Consider the following 23,756-nt stretch of genomic DNA (forward strand, 5'->3'; position numbering starts at 1 on the left):
CCAACCACATGAATGCCGTGGCAATCCGTTTGAAAAATTCGGTCAGGCACGGCCGGTCAGCCGTAACCGGTTTCTGGCAAACCAGTCATACGCCCGGACCAGAAGTTTGTTGATTGTGGGTCGCCGGGCCAATCTTGCGAGAGCGCGCAATCCTATGGCTTCCCACATTTCCCTGAACACCTCGACGCCGGTAATGACTGTTCCATCCGCCCACCGGGCGTGAATGACTTTGCCCAAATCACATGGACTCAATCCATGTTCTGCCGGAAGGTAGGATGAAGCCGAAAAATCAATGAATTCCAGATGTTTCTTCCTATTGAATATGCTCATGAGATCGATCTCACGACGACAAATTGGACAGTCGCCATCAAAATATACGGTCAATGGATAGGGTTTGGTTTCCCGGTGATGGGGCAGGACATCGGGGTGCCCCACGGGGGATGTTTGGCAGGATCCCGTACAGACTTTCTTATCCATGGTGCTCCTTATGCCGGAACAAGCTGCTTCCTTTAAAAATTCGAAACAGGTAATACAGCGAAGGGAACAGGAAGAGCGCCCCGACCACTAAAGTCCCTGCGATAAATTTCAGGGTGATTCCGGGAGCGGAGGCATTAAAGATCGTCAGATCGGGAGGGATCAAATACGGGAATTGTGCGAGGCCCCATGCCCAAATGGTCAGGGTGACCTGCAGGATGGCACAGGCCCGGGCCCACCAATAGCGCTGTGTGACAAGTAATACGACAGCTGCAACGGTCAAACTGCCGATGCCGAATTGAATGACCCCACCCCAGAGACTGGTCGTCAGCTCACCCCAGAGTTGCGGGGCCCCCGACCTTCCCAGATACAACGCGGTTTCCTCCATTAAGCCGGCCAGTAGGGCTGCAATGATCGCCCGGTTCCGAAAGATTTTTTGTAGTGTGGGATCACGGGTTTCCAGAAGAAGATAGGTGGCTGCCAGATACGTAAACAGCAAGAGGGTCAACAATCCCATGCCTAACGGAAAAGGTTGCAGCCAGGGAGAGATATAGCCATCAAAAAAGGTTGCCGGGTTGACGGGAAAGTGGCCGGAGGTAATGGTCCCAATGATCATACCCAGGAGGAGAGGGCTGATGAGACTGGAAATGGCAAACAGTTGATCCCACCTGAGGTGAATGTCATCATCTTTAATGTCATAGTGACGAAAGGCAAATGCTGACCCGCGAAGGACGATGCCGATGACCAGGATGGTCAGAGGAATATGAAGTGTGGTGGAAATATGCACATATGCCTTCGGAAAAGCCGTGAAGACGATCGTCACGATCAGAATCAACCATACATGATTAGCTTCCCAGATCGGTCCGATGGCTTCTCCGATCAACTGATGTTGCGCCCGCCTTGTGGGACCTCTGGCCAGAAGATGCCATACTCCGGCTCCAAAGTCTGCCCCGCCAAGCAAGGCGTAAAACGTCAGGGCGATCAGTAAGACATTGGCGAGAGCGATTTGCAATTCCATCAGGCGGGTTCCGCCTCCTTCCGTGGGGAAGTCATCTCAAACTGTTCGGGAGTAGCTAAGACATGTCGCCACATCAACCAGATCACGATACAGGCCAGGAACACATACAACACGCCAAAAATGATCAGGGGAATGATCAATCCCGGCATGGGTGTGACGGCGTTTGCGGTTTTCAGATATCCTACAATGACCCAGGGTTGCCGCCCCACTTCCGTGGCTACCCAACCGGCTTCGATCGCCAAAAAGCCTAAGGGGGTTGCCAACACCATCGCTTGGAGGAATCGTCGGCATTGATAGAGCGTGTTCTTCTTGTACATAAGCCAGAAGCCCCAGAGAGCCAGGCCCATCATCAAAAATCCGATGAAGACCATGAGTTGAAACGCCGTCCTGGTTATGCCGATGGGGGGCCAGTTTTCCTTGGGAAAATCCTTGAGACCCACCACCTGACCATTGGGGTCAGACGTGACCAGTAAACTTAAGGCATAAGGGATTTCCAGCACATAGTCGAATATTTCTCTTTCTGCATCCCAAACGCCGCCGATGCGAAACGGCGCGGCCTGTTGCGTCTCGACCTGGGCTTCAAATACCGCCAATTTTAAGGGTTGGAATTCCGCCACCCGTTTGGCGAGGAAATCTCCGCTGAGCGGTTGAAGGATGGCGCTGATTCCACCGATGACCAAGGCAATTTGTAGAGCCGATTGATGAAACGCATTGCCGGGTTGGCGGAGAAGCAGGAAGGCATGAATGCCGGCCACCGCAAAACCGGCAGCCGCAAATGCGGCAAGGATCATGTGGGGGGCCTGTAATAAACCCGAGGGATTGAAGAGGGCCGCCACGGGATCGATATTGGCCGGAATGCCGCCATGCATCATAAATCCTCTGGGGGTATTCATCCACCCGTTCGCCATGACCACAACGACCCCGGATGTGATTCCACTCAACGCCACCACGCCTCCCGCTGTGAGGTGTGCAACCGGGCTCACCTTCTGCCATCCATAGAGATAGATCCCGAGGAAAATAGCTTCTGTAAAAAACGCAAACCCTTCGATGGCAAAGGCCGGTCCGATGATGGGACCTGCCCATTCCATAAACCGGGGCCAGAGTAGACCCAATTGGAACGACAATACGGTTCCGGTGACGGCTCCAACAGCGAAAAAAATGGCCGTTCCTTTGGCCCAGCGTTTGGCAATGGTCAGGTACACGGCTTTCCCTGTTTTCAGCCAGCGCCATTCGGCCACCACCATCAGAAGAGGCATGGCCATGCCCACAACCGCAAAAATGATATGAAACCCTAGTGACATGGCCATTAGGGATCTGGCGGCGATTAAGTCACTCATTTAACGAATATACTCCAAAGGGTGAGGTGAGGTCTCCTCCATGAGCCCAGGTCTTTTGCTTTGGTGTCCAAAATGTCAATTGTTTTCTGGACGGGTCCTTGAGCCCCAATGTGTATAAACGGTTCCTTACCCGTAGGAACGAGGACCGAAGTGAAGCGGAGCCAATCAACTTTTTCCCCCGAGGACTTGTGCACACTCAGGGCGGTGGGGCCGGCTTGAGTGTTTTCAAATAGGCTTGGACGTCGGCAATCTGCTGGGACGTTAAGCGATCTTCCCACGCCGGCATATTCCCGCGTCCCTTTAAAATCGTCGTCCAAAACATGTCATTATTCTGGAGGATCGGATTCTGCTGTAGTGCCGGACCATATTCACCTTTGGCCAGCGCCCCGTGGCAGGCCTTGCAGTTTTTGTCGTACACGTCATACCCCTGGTCGGCTAGCCCGGATGGAAATTCCCTGTCCTGATAGTCGAGGATGGAGGCCATCTGAGAATTCTGCGAAACACCGGATTGGTCATCTTGTACACGTTGGTTACCAGCCGGTTGTGTGGAAGAGATTTCCGATTCCCCGGAGACCTTCAGCAGGGTCAGCATTCCACGAGGATACTTTCGATCGTCAGCCACATGGGGTACCACATGGCAGTGAAATAACCAGGTCCCTGCATGGTTAGTGACAAACTCGACGACTTTAATTTCCGCAGGTCCGATGGAGAGCACTCCGTTGGGATTGTCCCATCCGGGAATCCGAGGATTTCCGGCATTCACCTCTTCCCATTTATGACCATGAAGGTGCGGAGTATGAAATTCGAATCCGATATTGGCGAGGATCATACGAACCCGGTCACCCGAACGGGCTTTGAATGGGATATAACCAGGGGCAGAACGGCTATTGATCGTATGGGTATCGTAGTGGCCATCATCATTTGTGTCCCACTCGTCCCAAAATGTGACAAATTCCTGATCGACTTGAGGCCAGGTAGGATCTTCGACGACAAATAACCCATACATGCCATGATCCATATGGTTCGCTGTGTCGAAATGGCAATGATAGAGATAATAACCGGGATCTTCAGCCATCCATTCATACGTGTAGGATTCGCCGGGCATCTGGAGTTGCTCCCGTCCCATGGTTCGTTGACCATTTCCGTCCATATTAAACGGATGCACACCATGGAAATGCATAGTGTGAGGAAGTTGATGCGTGTTGGTGAAATGGACCTTGACCAGGTCGCCTTTGTTGACACGAATGACCGGACCGGGAACTGAAGGCTTTTCTCCTTCTAGGGCATAAGCCCAAACTGTCGCTTCCTTCTTGGGATCCTCTAGTAACGTAAGAGTCATTTCTTCGACTGTGATGGAAAATTCTTTGACGGGTATTTCTTTGGCGTAAATGATACGATCGTAAATTCCCGAAAACATGATCGAAAGAGTTATACCCACAATAAAAAGTTTAGGCGGTTCAAACAATTGTTTTTTCACGGTGTCCTCCCATTGGACTCGGTGGATTTTTCACGCGACCTGAATGCAAGGAATCGGCGCTCGACGATTTCCCGGTTTTGCCAGTAGCATCTGCACGTTACTGATAACGCGTTCCGTAAATCCCCCCTCGCAATAACAAAAATAGAATTCCCACATCCGGAAAAATTCCTCGGAGTAGCCCAGTCTGAGAATTTTCTTCCGGTTCCGGTACAGATTGTCGCGCCAGGCTTTCAGTGTCGTGACATAATGAGGCCCGATATCCTCAAGATGAAAGAGCCGCAGATCACTGGCTCGTGCGATAGACCCGCTCATGGCGGTGATGGAGGGAATACAGCTTCCCGGAAAAATGTACCGTTGGATGAAATCCACCGATCGTTTGGCGGCTTCGTATCGCTGATCGGCGATCGTGATGGCCTGCAACACCATCATCCCCTCAGGTTTCAAAAGCCGGCTGCATGCGCTAAAATAGGCATCGAAATACTGGTATCCCACCGCTTCGATCATTTCTAATGAAACCAGTTTGTCGTATTGTCCTGTGAGGTCCCGATAATCCTCGCATAGCACGGTGATGCGGTCATTCAAATTGGCTGCAGCCACCCGCTCACAGGCCAGATGGTATTGTTGTTGTGATATGGTGGTGGTCGTCACCTGACAGCCATAGCGGGTAGCCGCATGCAGAGCAAACCCGCCCCACCCGGTTCCAATCTCAAGAAGGTGATCGGTGGATTTTAATTCCAGTTTACGACAAATGTGGTCCAGGCGAGCCACCTGGGCCTCATGAAGCGTCATGGACGAATCCGGAAAGATGGCGCTGGAGTACATCAGGCTTTCATCAAGAAACAGGGCAAAGAACTCATTGCCGACATCATAGTGGGCTGAAATGTTCCGTCGGCTTCCTTTGGCCGTGTTCCGGTTCAGTCGGTGGAGGAATTTCTGGATGGGGATGGTGAACCAGGCCCATCTGCCATCCATGCCGTCCAGCAGTTCCCGATTGCATAAGAAAATGCGTATCAGGTCCGGAAGATTATCGATCTGCCAATAGCCTGCCATAAAGGCCTCTCCGGCCCCGATGGATCCACCAAACGCCGTATCAGTGTAGAATCGGGGATTGGTGACCGTGACGGTGACTCTCAGCGGGCATTGCGCCGTGACCCGGCCGAATCGTTGTTGAGTGTCTCCATCATGCAGTGTAATTTCCCCGTTGGTTATCCGGCTGAGCCGACTGAGGAGCGCGCGCCTGGCGAATGTCTCCAGAAATCTGGGTTTGGGAGTGGTGCCCGCCGAGATGGTTGACGGGATTGATAGGGATTTTGACGTCATAGGCTGTCTGCCGATCTGGCTCCTCCTTGTGGGTTTTGAACAATTTTTGAGGGGTGAGTAAAGATTGGCACGCGTTTAAGAAAAAGTTTCAAGGCCTGCCAATAAATCGCGCCCAGCACCTTCATGGGCATGAGGGGATAGCCGGCCAATTCGCGGGCGCAGCTCATCCCGTTGATGGGTTCACGCTCCAATATCAGTGTCGCGTCAAAGATGCTCCGGTTGTGCCGAAAGTTTTGCATATGCACTGATAGGTGCGTGTCCGGAATTCCGAATGTCCAATCATATTGAATGTCCATGGGCATAAATGGCGAAACATGAAACGCCTTTCCAAACCGGAAACGTAGGTGTTTGGTCTGTGTCAGACTCGAATGGCGTGTAAGGACATAGGCATGCCGTTCGTTCCATGGGGTGTTGGTGATTTCCGCCACGATCGTCTCAAGACATTGAGACCGGGCATCGAAGCAGTAATAAAAACTGACCGGGTTGAACGAAAACCCGAAATGTCGCAGATGCGTAAGGAGTCTGATAGGCCCATCAGGGGTATGTCCGGTTTCTCGCCGGATGTGGTCACGGACAGCTGTCTGCAGAGGAATTCCGGGATTGCCCAGATAGTCCCTTCGTTGAAATCTGACCGGTGCAGGGCCCTTCGTTGACCAGAACCAACGGCCCTTGAAGACGTTGTCGAGCTCATCGAGATCAAGATACGCATAACACACCGGATAATTGAACGAATGGGCTTTCGGTTCAAACCGCCGATGCCGTATCCGTCCGTGGTAAAGGCAACTCTGCATGATGCGTGGTCCTTTTGAAATGTTCCAACGCGTTCAGGGCACTCACGACGCCATCCTCGTGGAAGCCGTATCGCCAGTATGCCCCGCAAAAATATGTCCGGTTCGGGCCGTTGATCTCTGCCTGCCGCTGTTGCGCGCGGACACTGGGAATGGAAAAAATCGGGTGAGCATAGATCATGCGCTTCAGAATTTTGGCGGGGGAAATGTCCCGGCTGTTATTCAGGGTGACGCAAAATTGAACGGGGGCGCGAAGGCCCTGCAAAATATTCAGATTGTAGGTCACCGCAACCCGATTTTGTGTGTGAACCGGAATATGGTAGTTCCAGGCAGCCCAGGCTTGTCGGCGTGTGGGTAACATACCGGCATCGGTGTGAAGGACCGCCTCATTGTTCTGTGTGGCCATCGGCCCTAACACCTCTTCTTCCAGGGCCGTGGCATCGCTTAATAAACGAAGGGCCTGGTTTCCGTGCGTCGCAATGAATACGGTGTCGAAGCGCTCGGAAGATCCCTGCGCGCTTGTCACGGTCACATAGTCCCTGTTTCGTGTGATGCGTTCTACCGGGGTATTGGTGCGGATACGATCGCGAAAGGAAGCGGTCAGTTTTTTGACGTAGGTTTGGGAGCCTTTGCGAATGACATACCACGTCGGACGATCATTAATATTCAGCATCCCGTGGTTATGAAAGAACCGGATAAAGAACTGCGCGGGCATGGCCCACATCTGTGCAGGATCTGCTGACCAGATGGCCGCTCCCATGGGAATCAAATACCAATCAAGAAATTCTTTCCCGTAACCGGCCTGTTTCAGATAGTGTCCTAGTGTTGTGTTCATGTCCGGATTGGCGAGGCACTGGGGAGCCTCCCGATTAAAACGGAGAATGTCCCTGATCATTCTATAGAACGATGGCCGGAGCAAATTCCGCCGTTGAGCAAAAAGGGTATTTAACGTTGTCCCGTTATATTCCAGACCTGAACGATCACATTTGACGCTGAAGCCCATCGAAGAGGCTTGAGTCGGAACCTCCAGGTCCTTGAGCAGCCTGGTGAAGCAGGGATAGGTTTGGTGATTAAAGACCATAAACCCGCTATCAAGCTGATACCGTTGGCCCTCCCACGCGATCTCATGCGTGTGGGTATGTCCTCCCACATAATCATTAGCTTCAAAAACCGTGATCCGGTGGTGACGGCTGAGATAATAGGCCGCCACATTTCCCGCAATACCGGTTCCGATAATGGCAATGTTCACAGGCGGCTCCTCTGGATTGTCCGATCCAGCCCTGACAGGGGCTTTCCATAGGCGGATGCTCCGGCCTGAACCGGTGGTACATCAATTCCAAGGCATGGCCGTCGATACAGCCCACAGATTTTTGCCATGTTGTGGATCAGTGTCATCCTCACGTGTTCCTTTTCATGATCATCAATTCTGCCCAGCTTCCCACCGTTGTGGGACCCGTTGAATTTTTGAGAGGTCATACCCTTGGGTGGCAATAATCTTGAGCAGATGTTGATAATCCTCCTCAGGCAGCCGGGGAGTTCGGGCCATAATCCAGACGTAGTCCCGTTTGAGGCGGCCGATGATGGTTTGGCTGTAATCCGGATTGACAAACACGATTCGGTAGTCGGCTTTGAACGGCCAGAAAAATTGCATGTCCCACACGGCATAGGACTCCTGGTCCACAACAAATCCGGTCGGGCGGTATATCTTCTGTTGACCCTCGAATCCGCCCTGGCGAAAGGTAAAAGTGGTGGCGATGGTTCCATCGTCATTGAGTCGGTAGGACTCCACTGCGTTGAACGCCTCCGTCTCAATGAACGTTGGAATGTTGGCAATCACATACCAATCTCCCATAAAGCGCTCGAGATCGACCTCACTGGCGGTCTGAATGGGCGGTGGGCTGCTGCACCCTAAGAGACTTCCGAGCAGCCCACAGGCTATCAATGATGAGGTGTGCATTTTCCTCTTTCCCTACTGAAGTTCATAGCGCAACTTCTTGCCGTCTTTGGTGGTCGATTGTAGTCCGACCCACTCGTCGTCCATGGTATACCAGAGATCAATGGTAAACTTGTCACTTATAATACGGTGATGGCGGGTGGGAGTCGGCACTCCACGTAGTGAGAATGTTTCTTCCGCCACAATCTGAATTTCAACCGGCTGTAGTTCCCCCGTCTGCGAATTGAGCAGGCGACTGCTCTGAAACCAGGCTGGATTCCAGTAGGCAAAGGTTTTGATGCAACCCTCCAGGGTTTGTTCTCCATCGTGGGTGTGTAAACGCAATTTGCCACCCTTGGAGGTCCCTTCCACAAAAAACGATTCACCATTGTCACTCGTTTTGGCCCGAATCTCCTTGAGGCATTCCCCTTCCCAGACTTCAGCATTGGTGTGCCGGTAAGTATAAAACGTGATGAAAAAGTACTTCACATCAAATTCGGCCTCCACGTTGATCTGCGTGCGCGTACCTTTCGCGGATACCACAAAGCGCTGAAATCCGATTTCATCATCGTCCAGAAAGACCTTAAAGGCATAAGTCTTTTGGTTGGTGTCCTGGGCAGATCTGGCCATACCCATGGAGAAAAGAAAAAAGGTCATGAGTGTCAACCACAGCGGTGCACCTTCGATCATGTGGAACGTACCAATCATGATATTTCCTCCTGATGATCGGCGACGGGGTTCGCTTTTTTCTGAGGCCCTGGAATGAAGGCGTTGGTGCTCGCGATATATTCACGATAGCCTGGCCGTCGATCCACAATAGTTTCCTCGAGCATCGTCACACCGGAAAATTTCAGCAGTAAAAAAGTTAACAGGATGGGTGAGAGAATCGACCACCAGGCGCCGGTCGGGATCACGAAGAGAAAGAATCCCCACCAGATCAGGCATTCGCCGAAATAATTAGGGTGGCGTGTATAGCGCCACAATCCTTGATTCATCACTTTGCCTCGATTCGCGGGATTCATCTTGAAGCGAGCCAGCTGCCAATCGCCCACCGATTCAAAGACCATCCCGATTATCCACAAGGCCACGGCCAGAATATCGAAGATGCTGTAGTCAAATGGCACGGTTAAGGCGACCCACAATGGCATGGAGATGATCCAGGCCAACACAGCTTGAAACACAAAAATGATCCCGAGGCTTTTCAGCGCAAAGTTTGGCTCATACTTGTGACGAATGGCTTGATACCGGGCGTCCTCGGATTCGCCCCAGTTTCTCCAGGTGATATACACCGTCAGCCGGAGGGCCCAGAATAGGACGAGAGTGAGCACCAGGGAGGAGCGATTCCAATAGGGCTCAACGCTGCTCGAATAGATCAAGGCAGCCGCGAAGATCATGACGGCCCACATACTGTCCACGATGCTGACGTCCCGTTTGGCGAGGCTGATCAGCCAGGTGATTCCCGCCAGGACAAGAGTTCCGATCAGGCCGGAAAGGTAGATGGAGAAGGTCATATGGTGCTCTCCTTGAGGCTTGGTGCAAAGCCATCAAAGCGTGTGGATAGTGCCATCAGAATGGGTGTGATGATGGCCCAGCCGATGGCCAGGGCGATCAATGCCGCGTTTTGGTTACCAAACTCGAGGGCTCCCAACTGGTGTCCTCCATAATAGGCCAGTGGTCCTCCAATGCTTCCGGCAAGTGCAGCTAAGAACCAGCGCCCCCTCAGCCAGCGAAGTGAGACATTCAACAGGGTTGCAAAGAGTCCCCACATGAGCACGATCCAGTATGGGGCGGTGTGTGGGATGAGGATGCCGGAGGAGTAGTGCAGCCAATCGAGCCACACGAGCATGCTGTCCCACACGGCCCCAATAACCAGGACGATCATAACCAGTTTGAATTCTGCTTCAGCCGCCGGCGCACTGGACAGGTGAATAGCCATAATGACTAAAGCCATGAGTGCCCCCATCCACGGGCGTTGCCCGGCTCCGCTGAGTACGCAGGCGAACCAGCCGATCTGAAACAGGAAAAGGTTGTAGAGAGTCCTAACCATGCATGTTCCCTTCAGGTGAGGTCGCCCTTCTCAAAAAGATAATGGCTGACCCACCATTCCTGCCCCTCACGATGGCCGAATAATTCGGCACAGGCCATAAAGAATATCCGCCAGCGGACCCACCAGAGGCCCGCATTCCGTTTCCCATAGGTCTCGAGAAATAGGGGCCACAAGGATTCACGGTGGAGGTCCATGTTTCCCAGCCAGGCGTTAGCCGTTCGTGCGTAATGTGTGCCGGCCCATCTCCATTGGGTCACGAGTCTGAGCGGACTCTGAATGGCCAAAGGCAGATCATCACTAGGCATCATGCCTCCGGTGAAAAAATAACGGCTCATCCAGTCACTCTCGTCCCGCACTTCAAATGTATACGGGACGGCCCGATGCACGAAGATGTGCATGAAGAAACGCCCGTCAGGCCTGAGCCAGTCGTGAATCCGATCAAAAAGATGAGACCAATTCCGCATGTGCTCGAACATTTCCACTGACACCACGCGATCGAATTGACTGTGTTCAATGTGAAATGTATTCATGTCGCACGTGACCACGTGAATGTTGCGCAATCCGCGTTGTCGTGCCTGAGAGTCGATATATGCTTTTTGTGAATGAGAGTTTGAGACTGCCGTAATGTGACTGTGCGGATAATGGGCTGCCATCCAGAGCGACAGAGATCCCCATCCACAGCCCAAATCCAGGATGGATTGTCCGTCATGAAGATCAGCATGCGCACATGATTCCCCGAGGGCAGACTCTTCGGACTCTGAGAGCGACTCGACCCCGGAAGGCCAGAACCCGCTGCTGTACTTCATGTGAGGCCCCAGCACCCGGTAAAAAAATTCCGGGGGAACCTCGTAGTGTTGAATATTGGCCTTATCAGCGTGGATGGCGATATCGGAGCGAGACATGGTTGCAATAAACGCGGTCTTCAGTGAGGCCAGCTCTTCCACATTCTTGTGGGAAATCTCATGTAATCGTTGGCGAACCAGATGCCGTATGCCACGACGAATGAGAAGATCTGGTGCCCAATCACGATTAGTAATGGAAAGTGCTAGTTTCATTGCGAGGGACATGATAAATTTTTACCCCCTGTGCAGGTCTGGTGGTGACCTGAAGCTCGACGATTCGGATATCAGAAAACCGGGGCTCCGAGTTGGGTTCCATGCGAGATCGTTGAAAGCCCGGCGTGAAGGCGATGAGAATTCCCACGATGATGGGAGCCATAATGCCCTGTCTCACATACATTCCAGTTCGTGTTGCCATTTTTCTCATGGAATGTTTTCCGTCATTTTGAAACGATTTAAAAGTTTGACCCATTAAGATGTAAATAAATTTTCATACAAATCATTTCTGAAGTCTTGGTTCATTTCCCTCTATCGCTATATTACGTATCCGACTTCCCTTCATCCACCTAAACTTTGACAAACATTAGACATTGCAAGCGAAAGAATGTAAATCCATCTCATGATCATTCCAAAAATGATGTACAAGATGCTGAAATAATTATGAAATTAGCAACTTGAGCTTCATGCGCTCCTGACATTTCTACCTTAATTCTTGCATTGACGGGGGTGAGTGAAAACCGGCCATGAGGATTTGGCCATGATTCTTTCCATGGATTATTCCGTCATGGATCAAACGCACTTGGCCCTATGCGGTTCTGTTGGATGAAAAGTTCTTTTTTAATAGATATCCTCCACTTCAGGTCAATCGCCGGATCCATGTGCTAACAAGGTGAAGAGGGTTTAGACGCTCATCGTCCCTTTACCCCTCTCACCTTCGCCTTTTGAGCTTTGACGAGGGATTTTGGAATTCCTATTGTTCTTCAGATGAATAGCAGGAGTGGATTTACAGGCAAAATCTTTGATACTGAATGGTAGGGTTCTGGAATTGTGAAAAGAGAAACCATGAGCATCTGGTTTAAATTCCTTTCAAGGCATGGCGATGCTTTTAGAGAATTGGTATGGAGTTTATATCCTAATTTTTATCCGTCAGTCTCAGAACTCAATGAGGTTTTTTCAATCTATTCAATAGAAGCTTCTGCATGTCCCAATGTGGCCTGGAGTGACCTGAAGCTGTTAGCTTTTTTAAGCTCAGTAGCTTTTTTTATATTCCTGGGACGGTCCAGAAGTGTTGACCGGTCGGGTTGGCTCCTGATTCATTTAACGCTCAATACCTTAGGGCAACGCTGAGAAATTTCACGGAAATGGCGGTTTAAGGTCTTCCGTGTACCTTTGGATTTCCCCAAAATTATTTGAAAAATTTGGTTAAAATTTTTGAGCAGTTTGATTGGTTAACTGAGGACATCAGATTTTCCTCTGATGTCCTCTTCGTGGTGCCCTTCGGCTAGTGAGTTTTTTCAGCCTTCTTAAGATCCTGGTCATCAATGTATTTGAAGACAAAATACATAAGGATTCCCGCTAACAGTCCAAATGGATACAGAGCATACATGGGGCCCTCCTTTGGTTGAATGCCAATGGAGAAAGACCGATGATTTGTCCATCATTCTCTAAAATGTTTTCATATGCGAAAATGTTTCGAAAGTCATCTACTCTTTGTCCATAGTTCATCTAAACACTCCAGGATCGCCCGGTCAAAGGAAACCGGTTGAAACCTTAGACGGCCTCTTCATGAAACCTCTGGCCATCCTGGTGTAATTTTTATGAGGCACGGAGCGGTGAACAATCAGAGGAAAATAGTCCCGAGGAGGATCAATCTTTATTTTTGAGGAGGAGCAAAGTTCAAGGGACGTTTGTTCAATTGTAATGTTCTGCGCAGGAATCTGTCAGGAAAACAAATGAAAACGTATTTCACACAGATCTGGTTGTCCCCCTCTTCAAAACTAACGCGGGCTGAGAAGCTGCCGCCTTCCCTTGCCTTGCGCCGGATCATCTGGCTCTCATCAGACTGGATGTTCATTCTCGCATATGCTCCGAGGCTGATCGAACGAGCGGAAAATTATGGATGAGGGACGAAAATGATTCACGGGCAAAAAGAAATCGTGTGTGAACTGCGCGTAGTGTCATGGTAATAATGGAAAACCAGTGAGAGGTTTAGTCATAGATTTACAAAGCGCCAGTTCCATGAACGCAATTCCGGACTTCTCCTTTCTGGGCGAATTGCCGGGGAGTGTGCTCAGAAGCCCCATCGGAGTCATTGAGGATAAGCACCCGCAAGATGGAATTTAAAAGGTTATCAGGGAATGTTCGCCCCATTAAAATCTGGAGCTATCTTGCCCTCCTTGGAGAAAACATGTGGATTACGATGCCAAATCAGAAAATGCTTTCAACGCTCGCTCCCTGGAATCGCTGAGTGCGACGATCGGTAGAGGATAATCTTCTCCAAGTTGCACACCTGCCTTTAACAACACTTTTTCTGGCGCTTCCCATGGATTATGGAGGTATTGGTCCGGCATTTTTGTTAATTCGGGAATAAACCGTCGAACATATTTGCCATTTTGATCAAACTTTTTCCCCTGCGTGACGGGGTTGAAAATTCTGAAATACGGTGCGGCATCGGCTCCACAGCCTGCGATCCATTGCCAGCTGGCACTGTTGTTGGCAAGATCGGCATCAACCAATGTATCCCAGAACCAATCCTCCCCCAGATGCCAGTGCAACATAAGGTTTTTAACCAGAAACGATCCGACAATCATGCGCACGCGGTTATGCATGTAACCCGTTTCCCACAGCTCCCGCATGCCGGCATCCACGATGGGGTAACCGGTTTGGCCTTGTTGCCATCTTTTCAGAGATTTCGGGTCCCTACGCCAAGGAAATTTATTAAATTTCTTTTGCAGATTTTTTCGGGGTAGGTCGGAGAAATGGAAGAGCAGATTGTGGGAAAACTCTCTCCATCCCAGCTCACTCAGAAAGGTTTCCCCGTCTTTCCGCCACCCTTCCGTGCCCATGCGTTGTTTGGCGGAATACCATACCTCATTTGGTGAGATTTCTCCGAAATGCAGATGCGGCGATAGTCGGGAGACATTATTTTCAGAAGGATAGTTCCGGCCTTCTTTGTAGTGTTTAAGGCCGTTTTTGAGAAATGCCTTCAGTCGGGCCTGCGCCCCGTTTTCCCCGGGCTTCCAATGGTTCATAAATTTTTTGTGCCAGGGAATGGCCGGCAGCAGTTTTAAATCTATCAGTGCTACACCTCTGTGTGTGGATAGCCTTAAATCTTTTAGGGCCTTTGAGGGGCGGCGGGGTTCATTGCCCTTTCCGAGACATCCCTTTTGATAAAAGGGCGTGAACACCTTATATGGAGTGCCGTCGCTTTTGAGCGCCGTTTGGGGTTCAAAAAGGAGGGCCCCGTTAAAGGTGTGCACCTCTATTCCTTTGGTCTGCAATGTCTCTTGAATGTGGGCATCGCTAGAGATTCGCCAGGGCTCGTAACACCGGTTCCAATAAATCGCTTCTGCGCCTGTCCCTTTGATGACGTCCAACAGTATGTTTTGTGCCGATCCTGCCTTGAAGCAAAGTTTGCCACCCAAAGCTTCGTTCAGTGCCTTGAGACTTGCATGCAACCACCACCGGCTGGCCCCGCCTAACTTCCACTCTCCGCAATTTTCCTCATCCAGTATAAATAACGGGACGATAGGATGCCCCGTTTGATGGGCGGCCAACAGTGCCGGATTGTCCCTGATGCGTAAATCCTGCCGAAACCAGACGACGACTGGGGAGGTGTCTGTTGTCATGCCTGAGTCCTTGGCCACGCCCTATACAGAAATAGCCTCAATTCCAGGCCCTCTTTCATGGTTTTCTTTATGCGAGCTGGTTGTGTGGGACCATGAATGACTTAATTGACCGATCAAGCATTTTCATTTTTTATGGGAGCTTAATTATTTTTTTGATGTCAGATTACTCCTTTGCCATCTGATAATCAAAAACCGGTTCAAAGACAAGCCCTTCCGACGTGACGTCTATCAGAATAATGATAATGTCACTCGGAACCTGGTAGTTCAAAACGGGCTTGATGTTTGAGAAAGAAGTACTGGATGCAAAGGCTTTTTTGAGGCGCTTTCTGGATAAACTGATGGCGTGTGGATTGCCGCTGAGGCCATAATGCATGACATGCTCCTGTTCTCCTATTTTCATCTGTGAACTCTGATAGGCAATGTCCAAGTCCCCACCCATCTGTACATGGATCACGCTTTCATAATTCTTCGTTTTATCAAATGTGAATTCCCAATGACCTAATGCAGGGCGGAATCGGGCATTGATCTGATTCCACCACCATGGGAACGACCTGTAGTTCTACAGTGGAACCGCCCTTGGTGACCGTAAAAACGCCATTGGGTGGATATGTTTCCCTGAGGGCCATACCACTCTGCTGGCTCGTTGGGCCTGTTCTGCTGGAACTCTCAGCTGTTATTCCTCCCGCGTAAATCGATTCTCTGGCGTAGACTGAACCTTGGGTGGTGATTAAAACCCTGACCGTGTTGAGTATGACGGAGCTCTTACTGACCGGCTTTGCCAGCGGAAACGGCACGCCAGCAAAAAAGACAACGTAGAGGGCTGAGAGAACCAGAAAATTTTTTCTCATCAACATTCCTGAGGGTTATTGTCTTGCCTGGTCAGGTGAGAAAGTGAATTATTCCAAGAGCTTAAATTTCCACCCGGTTGTTCTTTTCTTTAGGCGAATCGTCTGAGGACCGATAAAAAGGCCTTTGGGCTTTCAGAAACACAACAAATCCAACAAAACCCACAATGACCAGCAACACCCCGAATAGTTCGAGATTTTCCATGATGGTCTCCTTTGGTAAAAATGTATTCTGTGCATTTATGATGAGATCGGGACGTTTGCCCTTTTTTCCTTAATGAGCACCTTTTGAAAAGAACGATCTTTTCGTCCAAGGGTCGCTTCGTCTTCGATGGCTTTCAGGAAATCTTCCGAACCATGCACCGGCGCATAACTCATGGTGACGATGACGTCCATCGAGGGGGCATCCGCCGGAGTCGGAAAGCTGAATTTCTCGACCCGTTTTTCTTCAGGCTTCAACGATGTATCCTTCAAGATTTTGACGGCCTCAAAATCAAACACGGTTCGGGCACCCTCTGGATCGATATACATGCGCTCATAAACACGTTGCTCCCCATACACTTTGTTGAGATTTTTCCCGAGAATGGTCAGGTCGAGCACGATGCGAGACCAACCAGGGTGGGGCAGGGGCAGATTGTGAGGAACCAGGCTCTGAATGGTCACTTCCACTTCGGACAACTGACCTTTTACATGGGCCGCAAACTCCAATTCAACTGCATTGGCCCTCACTTTCCCAAAGCGTCCCGGAAAACTATGATTTGCGATTCGCCTGGATGGTTCCCCTGTGGCCGATTCACCAAATGCCTCCGGCATATGACAAGACTGGCATGTTTTTCCATTCTGTTCAGCCTTGGTCTCTTTCCAGTTTCCCAACCAGTCCGAATCTGGGATGGTGCCGGTGAGAGAAGGAAGAGATTGGTGACAGGTCACGCAATATTGAGACTTTGTATACAGTTCAAGCTTTTGCGAATCATGAGCAAGATTTTTTTTGGGATTGTCATAACCCCCAAAGAGCGTTTTGCCTAACGAGAAAATTGGACGAGGGGGACGGACCCTGGAGTCGACCTCGCTAATAAGATGGCATTGTGAACATCCGACTCCGTCAATCTGCGGATCTTTCGATTTGACTTCCTCAACAAACTCCTGAAACAGGTGCCCGTATTTCAAAATATGAGGAGCATGGCACTGAAAACACATTCTTTGCTGGTCCGTTGTCGCTTTTTGAAGATAACGGTCCAGGGTAACTCGAAAGGGCGCAGTTTCAATAGATCGGGATTGTGCGGAGGACTCCCATTCTTCAAAAGCACGCAAATGGCATCGCTGGCATTTGTGGGACGGCGGAAAGGCTTTTTCCAGTGGCTTATCCGGAACGCCGGAAGTATTGCCGGCCAGAGCCTCTGGCCAGATTATCTGGTGAAATGAAGTCATAGCATTGATCATCAAGATTCCGAAGATGATCAAGACTCCCAAAAAGAACGCCTGTTTCCCTCTACAGATGACGCAAAGCCGGTTCATGTTTTTTTCAATGGATGGGGAATGGTTTCCAAGGTTATCGTGCGAAAAGTCAGGAGATGGGGAGAAGTATATTGTTCAATAATTTGTAACGCCTCATTTCGCTGCTTTTCATCAGGCAAGGTCGCCACATAGCCTCTCTGTAATTCTTCTCCGGGTTTCGGCATAAGCGTAAAGCTCATTGTGGCCTCGATGAACGCCGGAGTGGAGCCTTGCGGGAGCTGAATATTGAAGGGGATATGGCGGGTGATACCGCTATTGACCAAGGGTTGTGGTATGGGTCCTCTTAATAATTCTTCAAATGAGCGCCCGAATATTTTGGCCTCTTCACCAATGATAGCTCCTGCCTGGTCCTTCACCATAACTTTTACGATGAATTGCTTGAGGACAGGATCCCCTCCTGGGAACATGTGTATCAGGCTGCCGTTGGGTACATGCAGTGTACCCTGAACCGAGAAGGTGGTCTGTGTGATTTCGATTTCGAGGCGCGATGTCCATTCCGCCTGCACGTTGCGATTACTCAACATGATTCCTGGCGCCACAACTCCCTGAAACCAGTGGCGAGCCAGGGATCTTGAGTGCGTCCCACCCTTGTCCGTGGAGCTGCCATAAGATTGTTCCATGTGACAATTTTGGCAAACCAGATCTTTTAGAATGGCTCCGTTCAGATGTGGTTGTGTAACATCCTTGACCTTGCTGAAGTGGCAGGAGGTACAGAAATTCGCTCCTTTATAGATCTCCGCCTTTTGTGATTGATGGGCCAGATTATCCTTTGCATCATCGTACGGGCCGAAAAATGTGGATCCAGGAGCAAGTTGAAATGCCGGATAGGCATCAGTCTTTCCCCCTGAGGCATGAATGAGATGGCAGGAGGCACATCCAATGCCTTCCACTGTGACGTGTTTCGGGCCTTTCATGACTTGGTCAATAATCCGATCTGCATGTTGGGGGAAGACGGTGACGGCTGGAACATGGCAGGTCAGGCATTTTGTTCGTTGTTCTTGTGAGGGAGAAGTCTGGAGCCACAAACCAAGCACAGTCCTGAAGACAGGAGACTTCAGGGCCGTGCCATGCAGCAGCCCTCCATCCATTCGTCCAAATGACAACAGATCCTCGCTACGTTCCCTCATACCCTTCCATTCTTCAAAATGGCGTTCATGACATTGCCTGCACTGGCTTGAGGGGATAAAGAATTTCTCAATTTCATCAAGCCAGATGAGATCCTCTTTCGATTCTCCCTTATTCTCGGCCCACCCCGGACTGGGAACAAATTCCGCTGCAATCAACAATAGAGCTAACACGAACAGTAAGATGAAATGAATGTTGGTGAGTCTCCTGGTGTTGAGCACAGGCATACCCTTGAATTGCCTGGTCTGTGTGAGGGCTTGGTCGGCAGCATCGTTTAGCCTATGCTTTCGCTGGAATTTCATCACTTCCTATCATATCGTGCATTTAAGGAACTCAAACAATCAAAATACTCAATCCTTCGACAAATAACTGCGGTGGGCTCATTTGTATGTTGGATGGGTACAGAATTCTGCCAGACCTTCGGCCTTTCAGTCCCGAGATAAAAGTCCATAGTTTCTTTGGAAATTCTGATTTTTCCATGCCATCCGGTCGGTCCTGGTCAGGCCCATCCATGCAGTTCCATAAGATCCGGAGCTGGATGACGGCCAGCTATCCGAGTGGGTGTAAATGGTACTAGGCAAACTCCACTTTAACGTGAACACCTTTTCCTCAATCCATAGTGTTTTGAAATTTATAATTCTTTCTTCAATCAATTCGACATCCCCCGAATCATTACCTTTCAAGCATTTCTCCGCAAACCGGGCAACGGTTTCTTGGTCCACCTCTAGACGTCCACTCGATGGAGCATCACTCCCTTTTTCCAGCCCGGCATGGCTATGTGTGGTGACAGTCATTAACACGGAAAGGAGAGATTTGAAATCTCAAATAGGGCAAAATTATCCAACATTGGACAAACATTTAGTTTTGACCATTCCTCAGATGTTATTATGACGACGAAATGTCAAAATAATACTCAGTGGTCAAATGCATTCATATAAAAAAAGGAAAGGAATCCTTTAACCACATGCGTTTTATTGATAGGGCCTTAAGAGGAGTGATCATTTTCCTTATGGGGTGGTATGGCGGATGCAGTCTACCGGAGCCACCACAAACCTCTGAGTCTATCCCTCCTGTCTACGCAGATTTACACATGCCGGGGGGCTGGTGGACCGACGCCGCAATTATTAATGATGGTCGTCAATTGTACCTGGGTTTAAATAAATCAAACGTCAACTGCGCACAATGTCATGGTAAAAATGGCAAACCCGTGATGACCGCAGCTTTGAGCTTCCTCGATGTGGATAAGATGGAAAGTTATTCGGACTCCCAGATGCTGTGGCGAATATCGGAGGGACTACCCTACAGCTCTATGGGAGGCTTTAAGGATAAGCTCTCTCGAGATGAAATTTGGAAAGTCATCGCCTTTGTGAGCACTTTGGGAATGAATGGTCGGGAATATGATCCCATTGCGAAAGGGTGGGTTCCCTCAGGGTGAGTCAGCCATGAAGTTCGGTACACACAAAAAATGGAGATCTTTTCCCAGGCTTATGTGCATGATTTGTGTAAATCAAAAAGTAGCGCAAATAACAAATGAAACCAAATGTTGGCATCATGAAATTCGCAATCAAAAATTTATAGGAGATTGAACGGCTTGGCTTTCCAACTCCTACATGCGATATCTGAAGACCCATCACTCTGACGGGATCATTGCAATGCAAAGGTCCCAGGTTCCAAATTGTTCACTGGATGTCGGAAGTTTCCTATCACAAAAAGGGGTTCCTAGATCTTATCGCCGAGCACATTCCTGCTGTCGGACTCTCTGCCCATGGGAATTTTCTGAATGCGAAAAGGTTACCGCGGTGCAAGAGAAGGCTGGAGTTCCAAAGCCACAGAATGTGCTGGATGTCTGCCGGAAGAGCTCGAAGTGCCCTTTTGGTCCTGCACGGGGACACTGTTCCTACTTTTGAAAATGCTGAGCATCATGGTTCGTCCGCTCCCTTCTTCAAAGGAAGGCAGGTTCACGCAATAACAACCTGGATGCTTACCGGTTAATTAGAATGACAGGCATTGTTCCTTCTACTAAGCCTGTTGAATTTTATAGGGGGTAACGATGAGCTCATCGCCAGTTAAGCAAGACGCCAATGTGCCGGTTTATCTTGTGGTCGGGGGAAGTGGGGGAATTGGTTCGGAGGTCTGTCGCAAACTACCTAAGAAACAGGCGAAAGTTGTGGCCGCCTCCCGTAACCAGGAAAAACTCTCAAGCCTCTCAGCTGAGACAGGCGTGGATCCTGTGGTCCTTGACGCCACGTCGCCCCTACAAGTTAAGCAATGTTTTGATCAAATCGTCGAGCGCTATGGCCATATCGACGGAGTGGTTAATTGCGTGGGGTCTCTTCTTCTCAAGCCTGCTCATTTGACGAGTGACAAGGAGTGGGATGCCACAATACTCAACAACCTGCATTCCGCCTTTTATGTATACTTCGCGCAGCTGCACGAGCCATGATGAAGAGCGGAGGTGGTTCGATTGTGTTGATCTCATCCGCTGCGGCACGGGTAGGCCTGGCCAACCATGAGGCCATTGGCGCTGCCAAGGCCGGCATTATCGGGTTAGGTCTGTCGGCAGCGGCCACGTATGCCTTTAAAAACATTCGGGGTCTGTTGAAAAAAGCCGCCAGCGGCGTTCTCGCCATTTTTCCGTGCTCACGTACTACGCGTACGCTCCGCGCGTAAAAACGGCTGCGGCCTTGCTGGACGGACTTTTTTGAACCGACCCGGAGCCGTTGATGAGTAATCTAATCCTGGGCAAATTTGTCCTTGTTAATCTTAATTATTCAACACTCCCATTCGGGTAAATATTATCGCACCAGGTTTGGTGCGAACACCCTTAACTGCGGGCCTTACCACCAACAATGCCACATTACAGGCATCAACAGCGAAGCATGCGCTTGGAAGAATAGGAGAACCATCTGATGTCGCTGCAGGAATCGAATGGTTGCTTGAACCCCAACAGAATTGGATTACAGGGCAGGTTTTGGGAATCGATGGTGGGTTAGCCATGGTGCGTCCACGTGGCAGTTTTTGAATGACAGTAAGCGGTAGCCGGTTGTTCTGTTTGATTTTTGGGTTAGAAAGTCTTTCCTCTCCGCGGCAGTCTGGTTGCAACTTTAGGATTTTTCAGTGGCCCCCTATGACTTACCAGAATGCAGTGCCCGGTTCGCCTTTAAAGGGACCGAGGATTTTTGAGGTGATCCACCCGCCATAAAATTCACCAGACTGTGGTTGGACCTTTTGCTTTCCCACATAGCAGGCATCTACCTTCCTGGGATAAAATGCCAGATAATTGGAAATATTTTCAAATCCTTCCCCGGGATGCGGGTAACTCCATGCGGCATCCTGCGCCATTCGTTTCCCAATCTTAATTGACCAATAACGCGCCCTTCCCTTCCACTCGCATACGGTTTGCCTTACGCTCAGCATCAGGTACGCGATTCGGACATCAGTGGGGGGAAAATAATATACCGGAGGAATTCCTGTTTCGAGGACCCGATAGCCCAGGGTTGTTTCAGCCAAGACCAAACCACCAAACTCAACTCTCATTTGCTGATGAACCCGCTGCAATTTGGGTGGACGGGGGTAATTCCAAACAGACTCTTGGCCTCGCTTCGGGATCTGGATTTCCGGATGTTGTTCAAAAATGAGTTTTTGCATTGTATTGTCCTAAGATATTACAGAACAGATTTACATCATTTCTGAAGTCTTTCCATGGTGTTTTATCCTCATTGCCGAACAAGAATTCCACGGTTATAAGCATTTTCCTGGAATACGTTCTCCCATGTGGAAGTAGAGGAATGAGAATTTCTCAAAAATCAATTTCTATCCTGTATGTTGACCGCAATCTGATAGCCAAACAAAATTGTTGTCCTACTTTCTTAACTTTATCAGTGATTTGTAGAATCTTGAGCCCCTTACTTCATTTAACTACACCAGTCACGGACTCTCCAAGGAGAACATCAAAAACCCTAGACAATTCTGTCAGGTCTCATGTGTTGACGAAGGATCTCTGTCGAAAGGAAAAAACAGCTCATCGAGAACGGGATAGGCGGTGAATTAGAATGAATGCAGAACAGGTGGTCGACCACAGGTTTAGGGAAAAAATCAGGCAAACTTCCGGTGAAAATGAAATGTGACGTCGGAAGCATGCCAAGGATTCCTGAATGGTATCGGGAGGTGGGAGTGACGGGACACACTGATTGCGGGAGAGCAGGGGAGAGTGGATGGTCGAGGATTAAATGGGAGTAAAGACTGAAGAGGCTGAAATACAGAAATACCCAAGGACCGAGTAAGCTGTTGGCTATTTCTCGTGAGAGCTGCGTGGCGGGAAACATGCAGCGGTGAGTATATAAAAAACTTCAGGGGATATGACAGCAGGCTCGACCGGCCTATGGTTGTTGAAAAAGGGCAGATACACCTCATTAATCACTATAGATTATCCGGCTCACTCCAGGTGAGCCGTCTTTCGATGAGCCAGTAGGTGATACCCAAAGCCAACACGACCGCAGCGGTTCCAAAAATATAGGGCGGGGTCATTTCTTTAAAATCGAATATGATTACCTTTCTGGCGATGGCCATTAATGCGGTCGCCACGACTAATTTAATGTGTATGACATCTTTGCGGATATAGAGAGTAATGTTAATGAAAATTTCTATGGCAATGAGTACGGCTAAAAAGGCGCCAAATGTGCTGACGATATCCCGAATGTTGAATGTGGTGAAACTCGGGGAGATCAGTTTTGAATAGATGATATAGACGACATCAACCACTCCCCAGAGAATCGTAAAGACCATCAGCACGGCTAATACTCTGACTGCAGCCCGAATGGTCTGATGGAGGACTTGAATGAGACGATCTTCCTGATCAAGGGACAATTCCTCCTGCCCGATTTTTCTGATTCGGTCCTTGCGGAAATGGTCCATCAAGGATTCCACAATGCTCCCGTGGCTTCCCAAGAATGCCGTGTTGAAGTCTTTTTCCGATAGCGTTTCGAGTCCCTTGACGGCTTGAAAATCATCTTCGGAAACCCGTTTAAACCCCATGCTCCAATCAGAATATTCCCGGCGTTCGATGGTTTTTTTCTTGAGCACGTGAAAGTCGGTATGGCGTGGGTCCCGTTTGATTTTCTCAATCAACGCATTGACCACCTTTTCTTCGCCCTCCATGATTTGGATAAAGGTTTTGTTTCCATACAGCAG

23 protein-coding genes and 1 pseudogene are annotated in these 23,756 nt (G+C 49.6%); 3 read left to right on the forward strand and 21 right to left on the reverse strand.

What is annotated here, in order from left to right:
* Positions 1–42: 42 nt before the first annotated feature.
* From H6750_14895 to H6750_14985, 19 genes are all read right to left on the reverse strand, one after another.
* A complete protein-coding gene (locus tag H6750_14895; GenBank protein MCB9775596.1) occupies positions 43–477 on the reverse strand; it encodes a DUF393 domain-containing protein in 435 nt (144 codons plus the stop codon).
* On the reverse strand, positions 470–1,492 hold the full coding sequence (locus tag H6750_14900) for a cytochrome d ubiquinol oxidase subunit II (GenBank protein ID MCB9775597.1): 1,023 nt from the start codon (positions 1,490–1,492) through the stop codon (positions 470–472). The genes H6750_14895 and H6750_14900 overlap by 8 nt, the downstream gene beginning before the upstream one ends.
* Positions 1,492–2,829 carry a cytochrome ubiquinol oxidase subunit I gene (locus tag H6750_14905; protein ID MCB9775598.1) on the reverse strand — a complete coding sequence of 446 codons (1,338 nt, stop codon included), beginning with the start codon at positions 2,827–2,829 and terminating at the stop codon, positions 1,492–1,494. Before H6750_14905 ends, H6750_14900 begins: the two co-directional genes overlap by 1 nt.
* A gap of 196 nt (positions 2,830–3,025) precedes the next feature.
* Positions 3,026–4,306, reverse strand: a complete 1,281-nt coding sequence (locus H6750_14910) for a multicopper oxidase domain-containing protein (GenBank protein MCB9775599.1) — start codon at positions 4,304–4,306, stop codon at positions 3,026–3,028.
* Positions 4,307–4,336: 30 nt separating this feature from the next.
* Entirely contained in the window at positions 4,337–5,626 is a 1,290-nt protein-coding gene (locus tag H6750_14915) for a class I SAM-dependent methyltransferase (protein MCB9775600.1), read from the reverse strand.
* On the reverse strand, positions 5,623–6,420 hold the full coding sequence (locus tag H6750_14920; protein ID MCB9775601.1) for a DUF1365 domain-containing protein: 798 nt from the start codon (positions 6,418–6,420) through the stop codon (positions 5,623–5,625). Before H6750_14920 ends, H6750_14915 begins: the two co-directional genes overlap by 4 nt.
* Positions 6,371–7,663 carry an FAD-dependent oxidoreductase gene (locus H6750_14925; GenBank protein ID MCB9775602.1) on the reverse strand — a complete coding sequence of 431 codons (1,293 nt, stop codon included), beginning with the start codon at positions 7,661–7,663 and terminating at the stop codon, positions 6,371–6,373. The genes H6750_14920 and H6750_14925 overlap by 50 nt, the downstream gene beginning before the upstream one ends.
* A gap of 171 nt (positions 7,664–7,834) precedes the next feature.
* Positions 7,835–8,371 (reverse strand): lipocalin family protein, encoded by a 537-nt coding sequence (locus H6750_14930; GenBank protein MCB9775603.1) that lies wholly within the window; start codon positions 8,369–8,371, stop codon positions 7,835–7,837.
* Positions 8,372–8,383: 12 nt separating this feature from the next.
* Entirely contained in the window at positions 8,384–9,055 is a 672-nt protein-coding gene (locus H6750_14935; GenBank protein MCB9775604.1) for a hypothetical protein, read from the reverse strand.
* Positions 9,052–9,858, reverse strand: a complete 807-nt coding sequence (locus H6750_14940; protein ID MCB9775605.1) for a DUF1295 domain-containing protein — start codon at positions 9,856–9,858, stop codon at positions 9,052–9,054. The genes H6750_14935 and H6750_14940 overlap by 4 nt, the downstream gene beginning before the upstream one ends.
* Positions 9,855–10,394 (reverse strand): DUF2878 domain-containing protein, encoded by a 540-nt coding sequence (locus tag H6750_14945; protein MCB9775606.1) that lies wholly within the window; start codon positions 10,392–10,394, stop codon positions 9,855–9,857. The genes H6750_14940 and H6750_14945 overlap by 4 nt, the downstream gene beginning before the upstream one ends.
* 11 nt (positions 10,395–10,405) lie before the next feature.
* Complete coding sequence (locus H6750_14950; GenBank protein MCB9775607.1) at positions 10,406–11,461, reverse strand: class I SAM-dependent methyltransferase; 1,056 nt, start codon at positions 11,459–11,461, stop codon at positions 10,406–10,408.
* Positions 11,424–11,651, reverse strand: a complete 228-nt coding sequence (locus H6750_14955) for a hypothetical protein (protein MCB9775608.1) — start codon at positions 11,649–11,651, stop codon at positions 11,424–11,426. Before H6750_14955 ends, H6750_14950 begins: the two co-directional genes overlap by 38 nt.
* A 1,996-nt stretch (positions 11,652–13,647) precedes the next feature.
* Positions 13,648–15,081, reverse strand: a complete 1,434-nt coding sequence (locus H6750_14960; GenBank protein ID MCB9775609.1) for a deoxyribodipyrimidine photo-lyase — start codon at positions 15,079–15,081, stop codon at positions 13,648–13,650.
* Positions 15,082–15,244: 163 nt separating this feature from the next.
* A complete protein-coding gene (locus tag H6750_14965) occupies positions 15,245–15,535 on the reverse strand; it encodes a hypothetical protein (GenBank protein ID MCB9775610.1) in 291 nt (96 codons plus the stop codon).
* Positions 15,536–15,557: 22 nt separating this feature from the next.
* Positions 15,558–15,929 carry a hypothetical protein gene (locus H6750_14970; GenBank protein MCB9775611.1) on the reverse strand — a complete coding sequence of 124 codons (372 nt, stop codon included), beginning with the start codon at positions 15,927–15,929 and terminating at the stop codon, positions 15,558–15,560.
* A gap of 61 nt (positions 15,930–15,990) precedes the next feature.
* Complete coding sequence (locus tag H6750_14975) at positions 15,991–16,131, reverse strand: hypothetical protein (protein ID MCB9775612.1); 141 nt, start codon at positions 16,129–16,131, stop codon at positions 15,991–15,993.
* 35 nt (positions 16,132–16,166) lie between these two features.
* Positions 16,167–17,354, reverse strand: a complete 1,188-nt coding sequence (locus H6750_14980; GenBank protein ID MCB9775613.1) for a hypothetical protein — start codon at positions 17,352–17,354, stop codon at positions 16,167–16,169.
* An 83-nt stretch (positions 17,355–17,437) separates the two neighbouring features.
* Entirely contained in the window at positions 17,438–18,868 is a 1,431-nt protein-coding gene (locus tag H6750_14985; protein ID MCB9775614.1) for a hypothetical protein, read from the reverse strand.
* 662 nt (positions 18,869–19,530) lie between these two features.
* On the opposite strand from H6750_14985, the gene H6750_14990 reads away from it, so the two are divergent.
* The 3 genes and pseudogenes from H6750_14990 (at position 19,531) to H6750_15000 (ending at position 21,588) form a co-directional block, all read left to right on the forward strand.
* Complete coding sequence (locus H6750_14990) at positions 19,531–20,001, forward strand: c-type cytochrome (GenBank protein ID MCB9775615.1); 471 nt, start codon at positions 19,531–19,533, stop codon at positions 19,999–20,001.
* Positions 20,002–20,616: 615 nt separating this feature from the next.
* Positions 20,617–21,236: pseudogene (locus tag H6750_14995) on the forward strand (SDR family oxidoreductase).
* Positions 21,237–21,348: 112 nt separating this feature from the next.
* Positions 21,349–21,588 carry an SDR family oxidoreductase gene (locus H6750_15000; protein MCB9775616.1) on the forward strand — a complete coding sequence of 80 codons (240 nt, stop codon included), beginning with the start codon at positions 21,349–21,351 and terminating at the stop codon, positions 21,586–21,588.
* A gap of 110 nt (positions 21,589–21,698) precedes the next feature.
* Here H6750_15000 and H6750_15005 read toward each other — a convergent pair whose 3' ends face one another.
* Positions 21,699–22,214 carry a DUF427 domain-containing protein gene (locus H6750_15005; GenBank protein ID MCB9775617.1) on the reverse strand — a complete coding sequence of 172 codons (516 nt, stop codon included), beginning with the start codon at positions 22,212–22,214 and terminating at the stop codon, positions 21,699–21,701.
* Between the two features lie 771 nt (positions 22,215–22,985).
* Positions 22,986–23,723, reverse strand: a complete 738-nt coding sequence (locus H6750_15010; GenBank protein MCB9775618.1) for a phosphate-starvation-inducible PsiE family protein — start codon at positions 23,721–23,723, stop codon at positions 22,986–22,988.
* Positions 23,724–23,756 lie beyond the last annotated feature (33 nt).

The organism is Nitrospiraceae bacterium (assembly GCA_020632595.1).
Classification (GTDB): Bacteria; Nitrospirota; Nitrospiria; order Nitrospirales; family UBA8639; genus Nitrospira_E.